At 73.2% G+C, this 17422-nt stretch carries 18 protein-coding genes and 2 pseudogenes; 8 read left to right on the top strand and 12 right to left on the bottom strand.

The window, feature by feature from the left end:
* The first annotated feature begins 7 nt into the window (after positions 1-7).
* A complete protein-coding gene (locus JN350_RS13945) occupies positions 8-610 on the top strand; it encodes a GNAT family N-acetyltransferase (protein ID WP_111086403.1) in 603 nt (200 codons plus the stop codon).
* Positions 611-822: 212 nt separating this feature from the next.
* Here JN350_RS13945 and JN350_RS13940 read toward each other — a convergent pair whose 3' ends face one another.
* Complete coding sequence (locus tag JN350_RS13940; RefSeq protein ID WP_205462559.1) at positions 823-1521, bottom strand: FadR/GntR family transcriptional regulator; 699 nt, start codon at positions 1519-1521, stop codon at positions 823-825.
* A 360-nt stretch (positions 1522-1881) separates the two neighbouring features.
* On the opposite strand from JN350_RS13940, the gene JN350_RS13935 reads away from it, so the two are divergent.
* Both JN350_RS13935 and JN350_RS13930 read left to right on the top strand, forming a co-directional pair.
* Positions 1882-3297: a GntP family permease gene (locus JN350_RS13935; RefSeq protein ID WP_461963074.1), complete on the top strand. Its 1416-nt coding sequence runs from the start codon at positions 1882-1884 to the stop codon at positions 3295-3297.
* A complete protein-coding gene (locus JN350_RS13930) occupies positions 3294-3821 on the top strand; it encodes a gluconokinase (protein WP_205462558.1) in 528 nt (175 codons plus the stop codon). Before JN350_RS13935 ends, JN350_RS13930 begins: the two co-directional genes overlap by 4 nt.
* A 224-nt stretch (positions 3822-4045) precedes the next feature.
* On the opposite strand, the gene JN350_RS13925 is transcribed toward JN350_RS13930, so the two are convergent.
* Together JN350_RS13925 and JN350_RS13920 are read right to left on the bottom strand one after the other, a co-directional pair.
* Positions 4046-4972: a L,D-transpeptidase gene (locus tag JN350_RS13925; protein ID WP_205462557.1), complete on the bottom strand. Its 927-nt coding sequence runs from the start codon at positions 4970-4972 to the stop codon at positions 4046-4048.
* Between the two features lie 21 nt (positions 4973-4993).
* Positions 4994-6657, bottom strand: a pseudogene (locus tag JN350_RS13920) (ABC-F family ATP-binding cassette domain-containing protein).
* 81 nt (positions 6658-6738) lie between these two features.
* On the opposite strand from JN350_RS13920, the gene JN350_RS13915 reads away from it, so the two are divergent.
* Positions 6739-7155, top strand: a complete 417-nt coding sequence (locus JN350_RS13915; RefSeq protein ID WP_205462556.1) for an HIT family protein — start codon at positions 6739-6741, stop codon at positions 7153-7155.
* Positions 7156-7248: 93 nt separating this feature from the next.
* Entirely contained in the window at positions 7249-7554 is a 306-nt protein-coding gene (locus tag JN350_RS13910) for an EthD domain-containing protein (RefSeq protein WP_123294430.1), read from the top strand.
* A gap of 74 nt (positions 7555-7628) precedes the next feature.
* Here JN350_RS13910 and JN350_RS13905 read toward each other — a convergent pair whose 3' ends face one another.
* Positions 7629-7958 carry a hypothetical protein gene (locus JN350_RS13905; protein ID WP_205462555.1) on the bottom strand — a complete coding sequence of 110 codons (330 nt, stop codon included), beginning with the start codon at positions 7956-7958 and terminating at the stop codon, positions 7629-7631.
* A 63-nt stretch (positions 7959-8021) separates the two neighbouring features.
* On the opposite strand from JN350_RS13905, the gene JN350_RS13900 reads away from it, so the two are divergent.
* The gene (locus JN350_RS13900; RefSeq protein WP_205462554.1) at positions 8022-8921 is read left to right on the top strand and encodes an NmrA family NAD(P)-binding protein; all 900 of its coding nucleotides are present in this window, start codon (positions 8022-8024) and stop codon (positions 8919-8921) included.
* A gap of 99 nt (positions 8922-9020) precedes the next feature.
* Here the strand turns inward: JN350_RS13900 and JN350_RS13895 are convergent, their stop codons facing one another.
* The 4 genes and pseudogenes from JN350_RS13895 to JN350_RS13880 form a co-directional block, all read right to left on the bottom strand.
* Positions 9021-9908 carry an alpha/beta hydrolase fold domain-containing protein gene (locus JN350_RS13895; RefSeq protein WP_205462553.1) on the bottom strand — a complete coding sequence of 296 codons (888 nt, stop codon included), beginning with the start codon at positions 9906-9908 and terminating at the stop codon, positions 9021-9023.
* A complete protein-coding gene (locus tag JN350_RS13890; protein ID WP_205462552.1) occupies positions 9905-10216 on the bottom strand; it encodes a hypothetical protein in 312 nt (103 codons plus the stop codon). The genes JN350_RS13895 and JN350_RS13890 overlap by 4 nt, the downstream gene beginning before the upstream one ends.
* Positions 10217-10431: 215 nt before the next feature.
* Positions 10432-10587, bottom strand: a pseudogene (locus JN350_RS13885) (TetR/AcrR family transcriptional regulator); the annotation flags it as partial.
* A 9-nt stretch (positions 10588-10596) separates the two neighbouring features.
* The gene (locus JN350_RS13880; protein WP_205462551.1) at positions 10597-11361 is read right to left on the bottom strand and encodes an acetoacetate decarboxylase; all 765 of its coding nucleotides are present in this window, start codon (positions 11359-11361) and stop codon (positions 10597-10599) included.
* 80 nt (positions 11362-11441) lie between these two features.
* Here JN350_RS13880 and JN350_RS13875 point away from each other — a divergent pair, with 80 nt between their 5' ends.
* Together JN350_RS13875 and JN350_RS13870 are read left to right on the top strand one after the other, a co-directional pair.
* The gene (locus tag JN350_RS13875) at positions 11442-12308 is read left to right on the top strand and encodes a 3-hydroxyacyl-CoA dehydrogenase family protein (protein WP_205462550.1); all 867 of its coding nucleotides are present in this window, start codon (positions 11442-11444) and stop codon (positions 12306-12308) included.
* Between the two features lie 111 nt (positions 12309-12419).
* Positions 12420-13790 carry an amidase gene (locus JN350_RS13870; RefSeq protein WP_205462549.1) on the top strand — a complete coding sequence of 457 codons (1371 nt, stop codon included), beginning with the start codon at positions 12420-12422 and terminating at the stop codon, positions 13788-13790.
* A 170-nt stretch (positions 13791-13960) separates the two neighbouring features.
* On the opposite strand, the gene JN350_RS13865 is transcribed toward JN350_RS13870, so the two are convergent.
* Genes JN350_RS13865 through JN350_RS13850 form a run of 4 tightly spaced genes read right to left on the bottom strand, consistent with a single transcriptional unit; the run spans position 13961 to position 17397 of the window.
* Positions 13961-14767 carry an ABC transporter ATP-binding protein gene (locus tag JN350_RS13865; RefSeq protein ID WP_205462548.1) on the bottom strand — a complete coding sequence of 269 codons (807 nt, stop codon included), beginning with the start codon at positions 14765-14767 and terminating at the stop codon, positions 13961-13963.
* Positions 14739-15563, bottom strand: a complete 825-nt coding sequence (locus tag JN350_RS13860) for an ABC transporter ATP-binding protein (protein WP_205462547.1) — start codon at positions 15561-15563, stop codon at positions 14739-14741. Before JN350_RS13860 ends, JN350_RS13865 begins: the two co-directional genes overlap by 29 nt.
* Positions 15560-16447, bottom strand: a complete 888-nt coding sequence (locus JN350_RS13855; RefSeq protein ID WP_205462546.1) for an ABC transporter permease — start codon at positions 16445-16447, stop codon at positions 15560-15562. The genes JN350_RS13860 and JN350_RS13855 overlap by 4 nt, the downstream gene beginning before the upstream one ends.
* Complete coding sequence (locus JN350_RS13850; protein ID WP_205462545.1) at positions 16444-17397, bottom strand: ABC transporter permease; 954 nt, start codon at positions 17395-17397, stop codon at positions 16444-16446. The genes JN350_RS13855 and JN350_RS13850 overlap by 4 nt, the downstream gene beginning before the upstream one ends.
* Positions 17398-17422 lie beyond the last annotated feature (25 nt).

The following is a 17422-nucleotide window of genomic DNA, read 5'->3' as shown; positions in this document are numbered from 1 at the left end:
TCGGCACGTGCTCGAGGAGGAATACCAGCGACGGCGGGTCCTGCCGCGACACCTGCGTGCCCGGCCGGCGAGCGAGACCGCCTTCGAGTACCGGATCCGTGCTGCCGAGGCGAGCGACCTGCCCGACGTGCGCGAGATCCACACGCACTACGTCCGCAACTCGTCGGTGACCTTCGACCCGTCGGCGTTCACCTTCGCCCGCTGGAAGCAGCGCTACGACGACATCCGGAAGCGCAAGCTGCCGTTCCTGGTGGCCGAGAACCCGGCCGGACAGATCCTCGGCTACGCGCTCGTGGACGCCTGGAACCCGCGCGACCGGTCGAACCGGGTGGTCGAGGACTCGATCTACCTCGGAGCGGCCTCGGGCGGCAAGGGTCTCGGCCGTGCGCTCATGGAGGCCCTGCTCGACGAGTGCCGGTCCGCCGGGGTCCGCGAGGTCGTCGCCGTGATCGCCGACCGGCAGGCCGAGGCCTCGATCCGCCTGCACGAGCGGCTCGGCTTCGAGGAGGTCGGCCGGATGGGCAAGGTCGGCTACAAGTACGACCGGTGGCTCGGCACGGTGACGATGCGCCTGCGGTTGCGCGGTCCCCGCCTCTTCGCGCGCAGGTAACGCCGGGCGGCGCGCCCGGCGCGCCCGGCGCGTCCGGCGGCCTGCGCCGAGGTTCCGGAATCCGCGCATCTCGGCGCGCGATCGCGCGTCCTGCGGAACCTCGGCGATCAGCGCGCGGCATGTCGTGGAACCCCGGCGATCGGCAGGACCGGGACCCCGGCGACCTTCGGCACCGGGACCCCGACCCGCCCCGCACCGCGGCCCAGCCGCGGTCAACCGCGCGGGGCCTCGGCGATGAACTCGTCGCGCGTGACGCCGACGAGCGCCGTCGTCGCGGCCGCCGCGGCGGCCCCGTCGCCCGCGACGAGCGCGCGCCCGACGGCCTCGTGGCGGAGTGCTGCCTCGCGCGTCCAGCGCGTGATGGTGTCGCGCGACTCCGACGTGCGGGTGCGCAGCAGCGCCTCGACGGTGCCGGCGAAGTGCGCGAAGACGGCGTTGCCGGAGCCGGTGAGCAGGGCGCGGTGGAAGCGGACGTCGGCCTCGAGGTACGCGCGGCTGTCCTCGCGCGCGCAGGCGGCGAGCATGTCCTGCGCGGCGTCGAGGACGGCGGCCGCCCCGGAGCCGCCGGCGGTGAGCGACGCCGCGACGGGTTCGACGCCGAGCCGCAGTTCGAGCAGTTCCCGCTGCTGCACGAAGTAGGCGGGCGAGGCGCCCCGCCACCGGATGACCGTCGGAGCGAGCAGTTCCCACGACCCGATGCCGAGCACCTGCGTGCCGACGCGCTGTCGGGGTTCGACGAGCCCGAGCGACTGCAGGACGCGGAGCGCCTCGCGCACGACCGACCGGGACACGCCGAACTCGTCCGCGACCAGTTCGGGCCGCACGACCGTGCCGGGCTCGAGCGCGCCGTCGACGATCCGCTGCCCGAGGGCGTCGAGCACGTGGGCGTGGAGTCCTCGGGCCGGGGGCATCGTTCCTCCATGCAGTACGGGTGGCGCGGTCGACGTGACGTCGGTCCCATCGAAACGGCAGACTGCGTCCGAGGGCGGATGGCGCGCGGCAGATCGTCGTATAGTCTGATTAATCAGATTATTGAGGGTCGGCACCTGCAGCGCCAGCCACTCTCGACACGAAGGCGACGGAGCCGCGCGGCAGCGGCTCCAGGAAGGGGCACCGATGCCTCACGCTCCACTCGACGCGCTCGCCCACCCCGTCGGCACGCTCGCCCACCCCTCGGCACGGTCCTGGCCGCCGAGGGCGGCGGTACCGAGACGGTCGACCCGTCCGGGCCGATCCCACAGCTGATCATCGCTGCCCTCGTCGGCATCGTCGTGATCATCGCGCTCATCACCTGGCTCAAGGTGCACCCGTTCATCGCCCTGGTGGTCGGTGCCCTGGGCGTCGGCATCGGTGCGGGGCTCGCGCCGGACAAGGCGGTCACGAGCTTCGGCAACGGCTTCGGCGCGACGATGACGAGCGTCGGCATCCTGGTCGGCCTCGGGTCGATGTTCGGCAAGATGCTCGTCGACTCCGGCGCCGCCGACCGCGTGGTCGACACCCTGGTGCGCAAGTCGTCGAAGGCCGCACTGCCCTGGACGATGGCCCTGATCGGTGCGCTGATCGGCCTGCCGATGTTCTTCGAGGTCGGCCTCGTGCTCCTCATCCCGATCATCGTGCTCGTCGCGAAGCGCAGCTCCGTGCCGATCATGAAGATCGCCGTGCCCGCCCTGGTCGGCCTGTCGACGATGCACGCGTTCGTCCCGCCGCACCCCGGCCCGCTCGTCGCGATCTCGACCGTCGGCGCGAACCTCGGCACCACGCTCGCCTTCGGCATCGTGCTGGCGATCCCGGTCATCATCCTGGCCGGACCGGTGTTCGCCCAGTTCGCGGCCCGCTGGGTCGACATCCCCGCGCCCGACATGTTCGGGTCGCGTGGGTCGGACTCCGGGTCGGCGTCCGGTCCGCAGGACCCCGCCTCGGGCGGACGGGAGGCCCGGCGTGGCCCCGCCACGCAGGACACCGCATCCCTGCCGAACGGCAAGAGCGACTTCACGCGCGTCATCAGCGAGCCGCGCAGTCCGTCGTTCACCGTCGCGCTCATCGGGATCCTGCTGCCCGTCGTCCTCATGCTCGCCCAGGCCGTCCGCGAGGCGACCATGCCCGACGCCGCCGGCTCGTGGGTGAGCCTGCTCGACTTCCTCGGGTCGCCGATGATCGCGATCGGCATCGCCGCGATCTACGCGATGGTCTTCTTCGCGATCGGCGGCGGCATGGACCGGTCCGCCGTGGCGAAGTCGCTCGAGAGCGCGCTGCCCCCGGTCGCCGGGGTGCTGCTCATCGTCGGCGCCGGCGGTGGCTTCAAGCAGGTGCTCATCGACACGGGCATCGGCGGGGTGATCGCCGACGCCGTGAAGGACTCCGGCATCTCGGTGCTGCTCGTCGCCTGGGTCGTGTCGGCACTGGTGCGCGTCGCGACGGGGTCGGCCACGGTCGCCACCGTCACCGCCGCGGGCATCATGGCGCCGATCGCCGCTGACCTGTCCTCGCCGATGACCTCGCTGCTCGTGCTTGCGATCGGCGCGGGCTCGGTGTTCCTGTCGCACGTCAACGACGCCGGGTTCTGGCTCGTCAAGGGCTACCTCAACACCACCGTGGGGCAGACATTCAAGACGTGGACGGTGCTCGAGTGCCTCATCTCGGTGCTCGGTCTGCTCGGGGTGCTGCTGGCCGGGGTGTTCATCCGATGAGCGGCGACTCCGCTCTGGATGCGCGTGTCCTGGTGGTCATGGGGGTCTCCGGTTCTGGCAAGTCGACCGTCGCCGCGATGGTCGCCGAGCGGCTCGGGTGGGACTTCGCCGAGGGCGACGCCATGCACCCGCAGGCCAACGTCGACAAGATGCACGCCGGTACACCGCTCACCGACGAGGACCGCTGGCCGTGGCTCGACGTCGTCGCCGGCTGGATCCGCGGGCACCTCGACGCCGGCACGCACGGCGTCGTGACCTGCTCGGCCCTGAAGCGGTCGTACCGCGACGTGCTGCGGGCTCCGGGCGTGGTGTTCGTCCACGTGGCCGGTGACGGCGCGCTGATCGAACAGCGCATGTCGCAGCGGTCTGGGCACTTCATGCCGACGTCGCTCCTGCAGTCCCAGCTCGCGACGCTCGAGCCGCCGCAGGACGACGAGGCGCACCTGACGATCGCGGCCGACCGGACCCCGGACGAGGAGAGCGCCGAGGTCGTCGAGCGGCTCGGGCTCGGCGGCGGCCGCTAGCTCGCTGCCGCCGCGTTCGCCGCGTTCGCATCGTGAGCAGAAGTGGTCGGGTCCTGTGACAGGACCCGACCTCTTCTGTTCACCATGGGCGGTCTGCCGCGCCTCCCATCGGACGGGAGGGTCGTGGCAGCGCCGCCACGGGCCTCCCGTCCGATGTCGGGGTGCGTGCACCCCGCTCGTCGCGCGATCGTGCCGGCGCACGAGCGCGGGCACGTCGTCGCTCCTCAGCTGAACCGGATCGGGGTGCCGACGGGCAGGGCGGCGAGGGTGCGGGTCATCTCCGCCGAGATCCGCACGCACCCGTGCGAACTGCCGGTCGGGTCGGGGTAGTAGTGCAGCGCCGTCAGTGCCGCGTTGCCGCCGTACGACGGGATCCGCGACGAGTGCGCCCCGGTCAGGATGATCGGGTTGCCCTGCGTGTACGTCACGCGGGTGTCCACGTACGCCGCCTCGACGTAGGTGGCGGTGTCGGACGGCGTGGGGTCCTCGGGGGTGCCGAGCCGGGCCACCTCGGTCGCGGTGACCTGGCCGCTCCGGGTGACGACGGACACCGTGCTCCGGGCGACGTCGACGCGGATCATCCGGTCGGTGTCGGTGACCGTGAAGTCGGCGGCCCGTGCCCAGGCGAACGTGGCGCTCGGCGCGTCCGGGTGTCCGCGGTCGCCCGGGGTGCGGTTCCGGGCCGGGGTCGAGACGAGGAGCATGCCGCCGTCGACTCCGGGCGACCGGCCCCACACAGCCGTGGCGGCGGGCAGGTCGATCGTCGACACCAGGTGCGACAGCGTGGCCACGGGGCGGGCGCGGCTCGACGGGCTGGCGTACAGGGCCACGAGGTCGTGCCGTGGGGTGGCGATCTGCCAGGTGTCCGCGGGGCGGACGTCCCCGCCGTCGAGGAGTTCGGGGACGACGCCGTCGTGGAACGCCAGCGGCAGGGCGGCGAGGGTGGCGGCCGAAGGCGCTCGGGGGACGGCCGCGAGCGTGGGTGTCGGTGTCGGTGTCGGTGTCGGTGTCGCGGTCGGTGTTGCCCGTGCGGCGCCGGTCGGGTCGGCGCCCGGACGGTCGGCGGTCACTCCCACGACGACGGCGGCCGCGACGGCGAGCGCAGCCGCACCCCCGACCACGGCGATCCAGCCCCTGCGTCGCATCGGCATCCCCCTGTGCTCCTGGTGTCGTCAGCGTTCGGTGACCCGGCCGGCGTCGACGTGCCACTGCCGGTCGAGGCGGACGGTCTCCAGCATGCGCCGGTCGTGCGTGACGAGCAGCAGGGTGCCGTCGTACGACTCCAGTGCCTGCTCGAGCTGCTCGATGGCCACCAGGTCGAGGTGGTTCGTCGGCTCGTCGAGCACGAGCACGTTCACCCCGCGGGCCTGCAGCAGCGCGAGTCCGGCGCGGGTCCGTTCGCCGGGGAGAGCGCCGACGCGGGCCGCCCGACGTGGTCGGCCTTCAGCCCGAACTTCGCGAGCAGCGTCCGGACGTCGGCGGTGGTGTACTCGGGCACGATCGCCTCGAACGCCGCGGCGAGGGACTGGTCGCCGGTGAAGGCCGCACGGGCCTGGTCGACCTCGCCGACGGCGACGCTCGACCCGAGGGAGGCGATGCCGGTCGTCGGCGCCTGCTTGCCGAGCAGTGCCCGGAGCAGCGTGGACTTGCCGGCGCCGTTCGGTCCGGTGATGCCGATGCGGTCCCCGCCGTCGACCTGCAGCGACACCGGGCCGAGCGTGAAGTCGCCCTGCGTGAAGGTGGCGTCGGACAGGGTGGCCACGACGGCCGAGGACCGGGGAGCGCTGCCGATCGTGAACTCGAGCTGCCACTCCTTGCGGGGCTCCTCGACCTCGTCGAGCCGCGCGATGCGGGACTCCATCTGGCGGACCTTCTGCGCCTGCTTCTCGCTCGACTCCGAGGCGGCCTTGCGCCGGATCTTGTCGTTGTCCGGGGCCTTCTTCATGGCGTTGCGCACGCCCTGGCTCGACCACTCGCGCTGTGTGCGGGCGCGGGAGACCAGGTCGGCCTTGGTGGCGGCGTAGTCCTCGTACGCGTCGCGCTTGTGCTGCCGGGCGATCTCGCGCTCCTCGAGGAACGAGTCGTAGCCGCCGCCGAACAGCCGGTTGGACGACTGCGCCAGGTCGAGCTCGAGCACGCTCGTCACCGACCGCGCCAGGAACTCCCGGTCGTGGCTGACGAGCACGACCCCACCGCGCAGGCCCTGGACGAACCCCTCGAGCCGGTCCAGCCCGTCGAGGTCGAGGTCGTTGGTGGGCTCGTCGAGCAGGACGATGTCGAACCGCGACAGCAGCAGCGCCGCCAGCCCGACCCGAGCGGCCTGCCCACCGGACAGAGCGGTCATGAGCGACTCCGGTCCCACGCCGTCGTCATCGGCTCCGGTCTCCAGGCCGAGGTCGGCCAGGACGGCGGGGATGCGGTCGTCGAGGTCGGCGGCGCCCGCGGCGAGCCAGCGGTCGAGCGCCGTCGAGTAGCGGTCCGCGGCGGCGTCGCCGGCGTCCGGGTCGCCGAGCGCGGCGGCCGCGGCGTCCATGACCTCGGTCGCCTCGGCCGAGCCGGTCCGTCGGGCGATGTACGCGGCGACGGTCTCGCCCGCGATCCGCTCGTGCTCCTGGGGGAGCCAGCCGACGAACGCGTCGGTCGGTGCGAGCGACACCGTTCCCGCCAGGGGCTCGTCGACACCCGCCAGCAGCCGGAGCAGCGTGGACTTGCCTGCGCCGTTCACCCCGACGACGCCGATCACGTCGCCCGGCGCGACCGTGAGGTCGAGGGAGTCGAACAGCGTGCGAGCGGCGTACCCGCCGGACAGGCCCTTGGCGACGAGCGTGGCGGTCATGCGCCAATCGTCCCACGCGGCGGCGCGTGCACGGCACCGCCGTCGGAGCGCCCGGGGCTCCGGGTGCAGCACACTGGACGGATGGCATCCTGCGTCTTCTGCGCGATCATCGCCGGCGACGAACCGGCCGTCTGGGTCGAGCGCGAGGACCACGCCGTGGCGTTCGCGCCGCTGCCCGGGTCCGCGCTCGCACCCGGGCACACCCTCGTCGTACCGATCGAGCACGCCGACGACCTGCTCGGCGCCGCCCCGGTGGCGCTGGCCGCGACCGTCGCGCTCGCGCAACGGGTCGCACGAGCGATGCGGGGCGCGCTCGGCGCCACCGGCACCGTCGTGCTGCAGGCCTCCGGCGCCGATGCCGGGCAGAGCGTGCGGCACCTGCACTTCCACGTCGTGCCGTGCTGGCCGGACGACGGCACGACGCACTGGCCGGAGCCGCCCTCGGCACACGTCGTCGACGGTGACCCGCACGCACTCCTCGCCGAGATGTTCGAGTAGCTCCGGGAGCACACCCGGGCAGCGGTGCGCGGAACGGAGTGGAGTGGGCGCAGCACGGTCACGCCGTCCCACCGACACCCCCAGGAGCACACCATGACCACGAAGATCACCCTGATCATCGACAACCCGGCCGACCCGTCGGCGTTCGAGCAGTCCTACGTGGAGCTCGAGGCGCTCGCCGCGAAGCTGCCCGGCCTGCAGCGGCTCGAGGCGGCGAAGGTCTGGCCGAAGGAGGACGGCACGCCCACACCGGCGCACCGCACCCTCGACCTGTACTTCGCCTCGTACGGGGACGCCTCCGACGCGGTGGCGACCGCCGAGGCCGGCGCGTTCTTCCAGCAGCTCGGCGGGACCGGCGCCACGTTCACCGGCTTGTTCTCCGACATCGAGCACGAGTAGCACCGTCGCTGTGCCCGGGCCCGGGTCTCGGGCTGAGCGACACTCCTCGGGCCCCGCGCCGCGTGGAGTGTCGCTCAGCGCGAGTCTCGGCCTGGCAGACCACGCACCGGCACGGGCGCCAACCGGCCCGCGCCGACGGGCAGCGCGCCCGCGCGGTACTCGAGCGTCTCGGCATCGCCGACGGTCGCCGTCGCCGTGCCGAAGCGCCATGCCCGGTTGAACAGGTACACCCCGATCACGGTCCGGCCGTCGTCCGCGACCGCCCACGTACCGGTGCCCCACTGCGCCGGGTGGCCGACCCCGTCGATCGTGACGGTCGGGCGGGCGAACCAGGTGAGCAGGGGGCGAGCGAGCCGGAGCTCGATCCGGCGCTTCGTCGTGCCGGAGGGGAGAGTCGTGTCCACCTCCGCAGGATAGGGCCAGGGCACCTGTGCCCGCCGCACCCGCGCACCCGTAGCGTGGCAGCCATGACCACCACCGTCCTCGTCGCCGGCGCCACCGGAGACCTCGGCGGACGCATCGTCCGCGAGCTCCTGCAGCACGACACCCGCGTCCGCGTCCTCACCCGCCCGTCCAGTACCGGCGCTCAGCGGCAGTTCGCCGACGACGACCGCATCGACGTCGTCACCGCGGCCTACACGGACGCACCCGCTCTGGTCGCGGCGCTCGCCGGGGTCGACGTCGTCGTCTCCGCGGTGAGCGGCACCCGCGCCGTGATCGTGGACGCCCAGCGGGCACTGCTCGACGCCGCGGTCCACGCCGGCGTCCCGCGGTTCATCCCCTCGGACTACGCCGCCGACTACCGCTCGATCACGCCCGGCTCGAACCGCAACTTCGAGTTGCGCCGCGAGTTCGCCGCCACCCTCGACGCTGCGCCGATCCGTGCGACCTCGGTGCTGAACGGGGCGTTCACGGACATGCTCACCGGTCAGGCACCGCTGATCCTGTTCGACCGCCAGCGGGTGCTCTACTGGTCGTCGGCGGACCAGGTGCTCGACTTCACCACGAAGGACGACGTCGCGCGCGTGACGGCGCTCGTCGCACTCGACGCGAACGCGCCCCGTGTGGTCGAGGTCGCCGGTGACCGCGTCACGGCACGGTCGATCGCCGACACGCTGTCCCGACTGACCGGCACCCCGTTCCGACTGCAGTGGGCGGGCACCACCGGCACGCTGTCGGCGATGGCACGGATCGGCCGACGACTGTCGAAGGACGACGCCGAACCGTTCCCGGCCTGGCAGGGCATGCAGTACTTCGTGAGCATGTTCAGCGGCGAGGCGGAGCTCCACCACGTCGACGACGAGCGCTCCGGACCGCACGGGTGGACGAGCGTCCGCGACGTGCTCGCCGCCCACCTGGGCGTCTGACGGTCCGACCGGGAGGCCCGCCCCGCGTCACGCAGGACGGCCGGCGGTCCGCCGCCGTGGCCGTCACGGGCACGCGCCGGCCGGGTCCTGCGCTGACGGTCAGGCGCCGCGGACGGCCCTGACGATCTCCTGCCGTGCCGCTCGTCCGCTGCGCGTCGGCAGCAGGGGGAACACGTGCAGGGCGCCGGGTCGCTCGCGCAGCGTGACGTCCACGCCCGCGGACCGGGCGGCCTCGACGAGCAGGTGCGCGTCGGGGTTGAGCACGTCGTGGGTCCCGGTGTGGACGAGCATCGGGCCGAGCCCGTGGAACGCGCCCGACAGGGGACTGACGACCGGGTCGTCGATCGACAGGCCGTCGGCCCACAGGTGCCCGAGGACACGACCCCCGTCGCGACCGAGCCGCGGGTCGCTCGGTTGCACCTGGGGGATGCGCGGGTTCGAGAAGCCGAGGTCGAGCGCCGGTGACACCAGGACGGTCCGGAGCGACCGGACGCCCTGGTCGCGCAGGGTCTCGGCGACGGAGAGCGCGATCTGCCCACCGGCGGAGTCGCCGGCGAGCTGCACCCGCCCGCGCTGGTCGATGATGCGGCGTGCGACGTCGAGGACCAGGTCGTGCGCCTGCCGGGCGTTGCCGTCCGGCAGGAGTCGGTAGATCGGGACGGTCACGGTGGCGCGCGCCTCGGCGGCGAGCTGGGCGATGAGCGCCCAGTGCTGCGGGGCGATCTCGTGGACCCACCCGCCGCCGTGCACGTACACGAGGTCGCGGAGCGGTGGCTGGCGGCTCGGGGTCACCGTGTACACGGGGGAACCGTCCTGACGGTGGACGTCGACGCGCACGTTGGGCCGGAGGCGCTTCGGCGGTCCGAACGGCTCGGGGCGGAGGGCCTGTCGGCGGACGGCCCGGTGCGCTCCCGCCTCGGTGACGAACGGAGCGTTCGCGTGCGTGGCCCGCAGGAACAGCGGGACCGCTGCTTCGGGGACGATCACGCTGCGCCTCCCTCGTCGGCGGCGTCGTCGGGCTCGTCGGGCTCGCGCACCGGCTCGCTGAGCCCGAGGAGTGCACCCCGCACCGCGGCGACGCGGATCGTCGCGGCGTCGTCGTACAGCACCGTCTGGCTGACCGCGCCGACGTGCGCGGCGACGACCGCACGGGTGAAGACGTCCGGTGCGACGGTGAGGCGTCGGCCCTGCGCCGTGACCGACTCGACGAGCAGCGGTTCGAGTGCCGCGTGGAAGGCGTCGGTGTGCGCTCGGAGCAGCGCCCGGAGCTCGGGTTCGTGTCGCGCCCGGGACAAGAGGACCGAGCGGATCGCGTACCACTTGCCCTCGGGGGAAGGCCGCCGAGGACCCCGGAGACGATCGCGTCGACGGACTGCGGGTAGGTCGTGCCGAGTGCGGCCCGGAAGCCGTCCTCGAGCCGCTCGACGACCACGGCCTCCTGCGCTTCGTACACCGCGAAGAAGAGCTCGTCGGTCGTCGCGAAGTTCGAGTAGAAGGCCCCGCGCGTGAACCCCGCACGCGCGACGATCGCCTCGACGCTGGCCGAGGCCGAACCGGTCTCGTCGAACAGCGCCTCGGCGGCGCGGACGAGTTCCGCGCGGGTGCTGCTGCGCCGCCGGGTGGGTCGGGCGGGTGTGGCGGTGTCGTCGCTCACTCGTGGGGACATCGGCTCATCCTAGGAGGCGTCGTCCGACCGGCGGGGGTCGGCCAGGTAGTCGTGCACGGACCGCACCGGCGCGAGCGTCAGGTCGGTCAGGACGTGCGAGGCGCTGATGACCTCGAGCACCGGCAGGTCGGCCATCGGCGCGAGGGCGTGCTCGAACAGCTGCAGGCGGGCGGGCCCGGTCCAGGCCCCCTTCACGACGATGTCGGTGATCTCGGTCCGCACGAGGTCGGCGGCCCGCAGCCCCGACGTGGTCACGTCGGGGACGAGCTTCACCATCCAGGTCGGCACCGTGATCTGCGCCGCGGCTTCCACCGGGTCCATCGGCTCCCACTGGTACGCCATGGTCGCCGTCGCCACCCGCTCGGACCCGCGGTCCAGCGTGCCGACGAGGGCGCCCTGGTCGACACGCAACCCCGGGGTGCCGAGCACTTTCGGGTAGGCGCTCAGTTCGCGACCGGCGAGCGTCGCCGCGGAGTTGTCGAGGTACATGGCGTGCAGGTACTCGCCGACCTCGCCGTCGTGGGTCACCTGGATCGCCTGACCGGACTCGACGTAGGGGCCGTAGCCGTCGACGTCGCCCATCTTCATGACCTCGAACCGGACCAGCGGCGCGTCGACCCGCAGCGGCTCCGGCACGACGGCGCGGAGGGCGTCGGGGTCGGTCCGGTACACGACGTTGAAGTACTCGCGATCGGTGAAGCGCGTCGGGCGCAGCGGGTAGACCGGTGCGGTGAGGGGCGTGGTGGCGTGGCGGAGGACGTCCGAGGCCTGCATGGGAACTCCTTGTCGAGTTGCGATACGTTCCGTACTGAGTACGTTGTGTATCGAACCTACACCCGAGAACGAAGGACACCATGGGCTTCTCCCTGCCGACCGACATCCGCAACCGACCCGTCACCGTGATCGGCGGTGGGACCCTCGGTCGCCGCATCGCCCTGGTGTTCGCCAGCGCCGGTGGCGAGTCCCGCGTGTACGACCTCGCCGAGCCGGTCCGCACGGCTGCCGTCGAGTACGTCGAGCGCGAGCTCCCGGCGCTCGCCGCGGCGCGGGACGGGGGCGCGGTCGGCACCGTCCGTGCGTTCGACGACCTGGACGAGGCCGTCGCCGGTGCTTGGCTCGTCGTCGAGGCGATCCCGGAGCGCCTCGACCTCAAGACGACGGTGTTCGGGCAGCTCGACCGCGCCGTCGGGCCGGACACGATCCTGGCGAGCAACTCCTCGTCGTACGCGAGCCGACTCGTGATCGACGAGGTCGAGCACCCCGAGCGCGTGCTGAACATGCACTTCTACATGCCGCCGACGCAGAACGCCGTCGACCTCATGAGCGACGGGGAGACCGACCCCGCGGTCATCGACCTGCTGCTCGAGGTCCTGCCGACCTACGGCGTCCGCCCGTTCGTCGCGCGCAAGGAGTCGACCGGGTTCATCTTCAACCGCATCTGGGCGGCCATCAAGCGCGAGTCCCTGGCCGTCGTCGCCGACGGGGTCTCCACGCCCGAGGACGTCGACGCCATGTTCGCGGTGAACACCGGTTCGCCCGCGGGGCCGTTCCGGATGATGGACCAGGTCGGACTCGACGTCGTCCTGGACATCGAGGAGCACTACGCGGCCGAGGACCCGCACCTGCCAGAGGGTCCGCGGCAGCTGCTCCGGCAGTACGTCGACGCAGGTCACCTGGGCGTGAAGACCGGCCGCGGCTTCTACGCGTACGACCAGCACTGAAGTACGACCAGCACCGTCGCCGCCTAGGCTCGGGAACCGTGTTCGAACTCCACCACCTCGCCGCGCAGGAACTCTGGGACTGGATCCGCCGGGGAGGCGACCGCGCTCGAGGTGACGGAGCACTACCTCGCCCGCATCGAGCGCATCGACCCGGCCCTCGGCGCGTTCGTGACGGTCACGGCGGACGCCGCGCGCACGAGAGCCGACCGTCTCGGGGACCTGGTGCCGACGTCGAGACCGTTGTGGGGCCTCCCGTCCGCCGACAAGGACCTGTACGACCGCGCCGGGGTCCCCACGCGCAGCGGCACCGCGAGCCTGCCGGAGCGCCCTGCCGGGGCTGACCACCCGCTCGTCGCGGCGCTCGACGCCGCCGGCACGGTGAGCCTCGGCAAGACGGCGTCACCGGAGTTCGGGATGTCCTCGTCGTCGGAGACCCGGTTCGGCGTGACGCGGAACCCGTACGACACGACCCGCGCACCCGGTGGGTCGTCGAGCGGCGCGGCGGTCGCCGTGGCGGCCGGGCTCCTGCCCGCGGCCGTCGGGTCCGACGGCGGGGGATCGGTCCGGATCCCGGCCGCCGCGACCGGACTCGTCGGCCTGAAGCCGAGCCGCGGGCGGGTGCCGTCGATGCCCGGACGCGCAGGCGTCGGCGGACTCTCCGTCGCCGGGCCACTGACCCGTTCCGTCGCGGACGCGGGGATGCTGCTCGACGCCCTCGTGGCGCCGACCGGGCTGCCGGAGCCGTCGCCGTACGCCCTGGTCACGCCGTCGCGCGGTGACGGCCCGTTCACCGCTGCGGCCGTCCGCGGTGAGGGACGCTTCGTCGTCGGGCTGCTCGACGGCTCACCGTGGGACGACACCGTCGAGGTCGTGGTCGACCCCGCGGCGCGCGCCGCAGCCTCGGCCGCGGTGCGGGTGCTCGGCGAACTGGGGCACGGCGTCGAGGACGTGCAGATGCCGCGGGCGCCGTACGCCGACGCGTTCCGGGTGGCGTGGGAGAGCTCCGCGGCGCGGCTGCCGATGGTCCCCGGCATCGACTTGACGGCGCTCACGCCGCTGGTGGCGTGGCTCGTGGAGCGGGGACGGCGGCTCACCGGCACGCAGGTGCTCGACGCGATGACGGCGCTCGACACGTTCTCGGCGACGCTGATCGGTGCGTTCGACCGGTTCGACGCCGTGCTGTCCCCGACGCTCGCGCTGACCCCGCGGCCGCTCGGCTGGTACGGCGACGATCCGGACGAGGACTTCCGCCGCCAGTGCGCGTACTCGCCGTGGACCTCGATGGCGAACGTGGCCGGGTTGCCGGCGATCACCCTGCCCGTCGGGGTCACCGCTGACGACCACCCGGACGGCGGCGGTCTGCCGATGGGCGTCCAGTTGATCGGGCGTCCAGGGGGCGAGCGGGTGCTGCTCGCGATCGGGGCCCAGCTCGAGCGGCGGCTGCGGTGGCAGCGGCGGCACCCGGCGGCCTGGACCGCCTGACCTCGGGTCGGTGCATGTGCATGTTCCGACAAAGCACGCGTCGATCACCTCGTGGATCGTCGCACCATGCACGTGCATCCGGTGCGTGCGCATGGTCCGACAGGCCACGCGTCGATCGACTCGTGGGATGTCGCGAATCGCGTGCCGTCCGCCCGCCCGCCGCCCCGCCCCTACGGCAGCGTCGGCGCAGCCTCCACCAGCGCTCGCGTCACCGGGTGCACCGGCGCATCGAGCAACGACACCGGCCCGTGCTCCACGATGCGCCCGGCCGACATCACGGCCACGGTGTCGCACAGCCGCTGGACCACACCGATGTCGTGCGACACCAGCACCAGGGTCAGCCCGAGGTCGTCGGCGAGCGAGCGGAACAGCTCGATGACCCGTGCCCGCACCACCACGTCGAGGGCGCTCATCGGCTCGTCGCCGAACAGGATCCGCGGCCCGTGCACCACGGCCCGCGCGATCGCGATGCGCTGCCGCTGCCCGCCGGAGAACTCGTGCGGGTACCGGTCGACGACGTCCGCCGGCAGGTCGACCCGCTCCAGCACGTCGCGCACCAGCGCCCGGTGATCCCCGTCGATCCGCAGTGCCCGCAGCGGTTCGCCGACGATCGCGCCGACGCGCATCCGGGGGTCGAGCGACGCGTACGGGTCCTGGAACACCACCCCGGTCTCGCGACGGAACCAGCGCATCGCGGCCGCGGATCCGGACGCCACCACCCGACGACCGGAGGCGGTCACGGAACCCGCGGAAGGTGCCTCCAGGCCGGCGAGCAGCCGCACCAGGGTGGACTTGCCGGATCCCGATTCGCCGACGATCCCGAGCCGCTGGCCGGGGGCGACCGCCAGGTCGACGCCGTCGACGGCGGTGCGGACGGGGCCCGGTTCGAAGGGCCCGCGGCGGGGAGCCGGTAGGTGCGGTGCAGCCCGACCCCGTCGAGGATGGCGGTCATGCGGGGCCTCCGGACGGACGGACACGACGGGCGGTGGCGCGCGCGGCCTCGACGAGCGCGACGGTCGCGGGGTGCTGCGGCGCGGCGAGCAGGGAGGCGACCGAACCCTGCTCGACGACCCGTCCGCCGTCGAGCACGACGGCGGTGTCGGCGATCCGCGCGAGCACGGCGAGGTCGTGCGTGACGAAGACCATGCCGGCCGGCAGCGCTTCGAAGAGGTCGAGGATCCGCGCCTCGGTCGTGACGTCGAGCGCCGTGGTCGGCTCGTCGGCGACGAGGTACGCGGGCTGCCCGGCCATCGCCATCGCGATGCAGATCCGTTGCCGCTGCCCGCCGGACAGCTGGTGCGGGTACTGCCGCAGCAGCGAATCGGGGTCCGGCAGTCCGACGTCCGCCGCCAGGGCGGTCGCCGCGGCACGCGCCGCCCGCCGGTCGAGTCCGCGGTGCAGCCGCAGCGGCTCCGCGACCTGCGCGCCGACGCGGCGCAGCGGGTCGAGGGCGGTGCCGGGCTCCTGGAAGACCATGCCGATGCCCGATCCACGGTGCTTCGCTCGCTCCCGGTCGGCCAGGCCGACGAGTTCCGTGCCGTCCAGGCGGATGCTGCCGGTGACGGTCGCGCCGGCGGGCTCCAGACCCATCAGGGCGAGCGAGGTCATGGACTTGCCGGATCCGGATGCGCCGATCACGCCCACGCGTTCGCCGGGAGGCACGGTGAACGTCACGTGGTCCAGGATCGTCCGCCCCGCGATGCGGACGGAGAGCCCCACCACCTCGAGCCCGCCGGCTGCGGTGTCGCTGCGGCCGTGGCTGCGTTCGGTCATGCGGTCACCCCCGGGGTGGTCGTGGCCGGGTCGCTGCGGCGGTCGCCGCCCGCTGCGCGGTCGTTCGTCGTCAGCCGTGGGTCGGTGGCGTCGCGGATCGCGTCACCGAGCAGGGAGAGCGCGGCGACGACGAGCGCGATCGCGGCCCCCGGCCAGGTGGCGCTCCACGGGTGCACGCCGATGTAGGTCTGCAGGTCGGAGAGCAGGTTGCCCCACGACGCCGTGTCCGACCCGGCGCCGTAGCCCAGGTACGACAGACCGGCCTCGGCGAGGACCGCGGTGGCCATCGCGAGCGAGAGCTGCACGGTGAACAGCGGCGCGGCGTTCGGCACCAGGTGGCGGAACAGCACCCCGCCACCACCGACACCAGAGGCCCGCGCGGCGGTGACGTAGTCGCTGCGGGCGATCCGGCGGATCTCGCCGCGGGCGACCCGGGCGATCGTGACGCCGAAGGACAGTCCGACGCTCACGATGACGACCCCGAGCGAGCCGCCGAACACCGCGGTCAGGAGCATCGCGGTCAGCAGGGTCGGGAACGCCACCAGGATGTCGAGCAGGACGGCCGTGCCCTCGCGCACCCAGCGGGCGGTGAGCGACCCGATCGCGGTCAGGACGATGCCGACGACGCTCGCGATCACCCCGGCACCGACGGCGACGAGCACCGTGGTGCGGGTGCCGGCGAGCAGGTAGCTCGCGATGTCGCGGCCGGCGGCGTCCGTGCCGAACCAGTGCGCGGCGCTCGGGGCCTCCCACTGGTGGAACGGATCGGCGCGGAACGGGTCCTGCGGCGTCCACACGAGCGACACCGCGGCGAGCACCACGAGCAGGCCGAGCACGACGACGGCGAAGACCCCGGTGGGGCGGGAGAGCAGGCGGCGGATCATCCGGACACCTCGCGTTGGCGTGGGTCGAGGGCGCGGTGCACGACGTCGACGGCGAAGCCGACCAGCAGCACGAGCCCGGTGAGCACGAGCAGCTCGGACTGCACCTTGGTGACATCGCGGCGCCCGACGTCGGTCACGAGCATGCGTCCGACCCCGGGCAGCGAGAACAGCTGCTCGACGACGACGGCCCCGACCAGCAGCCCGGCGATCTGCACCCCGAGCACGGCGAGAACGGTGAGGGCCACCGACGGCAACCCGTGCCGGAGCAGGGCCTGCGTGCGCGTCAGCCCGATCGCGGCCGCGGTGCGGACGTGGTCGGCGTCGAGCACCGACAGCGTCGCGGACCGGGTGAAGCGCAGGATGACGGCACCCTCGACGGCGCCGATGGTCAGGGCAGGCAGCACGAGTGACGCCAACGCCCGCCCCGGCTCGGACCAGCCGTCGAGCGGGAAACCCTGCGTCGGCAGCCAGTGCAGCGTGACGGCGAACAGCGCGACGAGCAGCATGCCGGCCCAGACGACCGGGATCGCGGCGACGGCCTGCGCCACGAACCCGATGACGGAGCCACCCGGTCGACGGCGGAGCACCGCGGCGACGACTCCGAGGGGGACGCCGATCACGAGCGCGGTGACGAGCGACATGCCCGCGAGGGGCAGCGTGATCGCCAGCTTCTGCGCGACCTCCGGCGCGACCTGCCCGTTGGTCACCAGGGACCGGCCGAGGTCGCCGCGGAACACCCCGCCGATCCAGTCGAGGTACTGCACCAGGACGGGTCGGTCGAGGCCGAGCTGCTGCCGGAGCTGCTCGACCTGCGCCGGGGTCGACTGGGTGCCGGCGACGACCTGTGCGACGTCGCCGGGCAGCACCCGAAGGGTCGCGAAGATGATGACGCTCGCGACGAGCAGCCCGACGACGAACAGCAGCAGCCTGCCGACCAGGAACCGGGTCACGTGCTCGGAGCTCCGGGCGCGGGTC

It is taken from the genome of Curtobacterium sp. 24E2 (genome assembly GCF_016925595.1).
Taxonomy (GTDB): domain Bacteria; phylum Actinomycetota; class Actinomycetes; order Actinomycetales; family Microbacteriaceae; genus Curtobacterium.
Note: the sequence above shows the minus strand (reverse complement) of the source record. Positions and strands in the feature narration are given on the sequence as shown.

Bases quoted from the DNA above. Each gene is read 5' to 3' on its own strand.
- JN350_RS13940 (WP_205462559.1), bottom strand. From the start codon at position 1,521: ATGCCCCCGGCCCGAGGACTCCACGCCCACGTGCTCGACGCCCTCGGG.
- JN350_RS13930 (WP_205462558.1), top strand. From the start codon at position 3,294: ATGAGCGGCGACTCCGCTCTGGATGCGCGTGTCCTGGTGGTCATGGGG.
- JN350_RS13925 (WP_205462557.1), bottom strand. From the start codon at position 4,972: ATGCCGATGCGACGCAGGGGCTGGATCGCCGTGGTCGGGGGTGCGGCT.
- JN350_RS13915 (WP_205462556.1), top strand. From the start codon at position 6,739: ATGGCATCCTGCGTCTTCTGCGCGATCATCGCCGGCGACGAACCGGCC.
- JN350_RS13910 (WP_123294430.1), top strand. From the start codon at position 7,249: ATGACCACGAAGATCACCCTGATCATCGACAACCCGGCCGACCCGTCG.
- JN350_RS13900 (WP_205462554.1), top strand. From the start codon at position 8,022: ATGACCACCACCGTCCTCGTCGCCGGCGCCACCGGAGACCTCGGCGGA.
- JN350_RS13880 (WP_205462551.1), bottom strand. From the start codon at position 11,361: ATGCAGGCCTCGGACGTCCTCCGCCACGCCACCACGCCCCTCACCGCA.
- JN350_RS13875 (WP_205462550.1), top strand. From the start codon at position 11,442: ATGGGCTTCTCCCTGCCGACCGACATCCGCAACCGACCCGTCACCGTG.
- JN350_RS13860 (WP_205462547.1), bottom strand. From the start codon at position 15,563: ATGACCGAACGCAGCCACGGCCGCAGCGACACCGCAGCCGGCGGGCTC.
- JN350_RS13855 (WP_205462546.1), bottom strand. From the start codon at position 16,447: ATGATCCGCCGCCTGCTCTCCCGCCCCACCGGGGTCTTCGCCGTCGTC.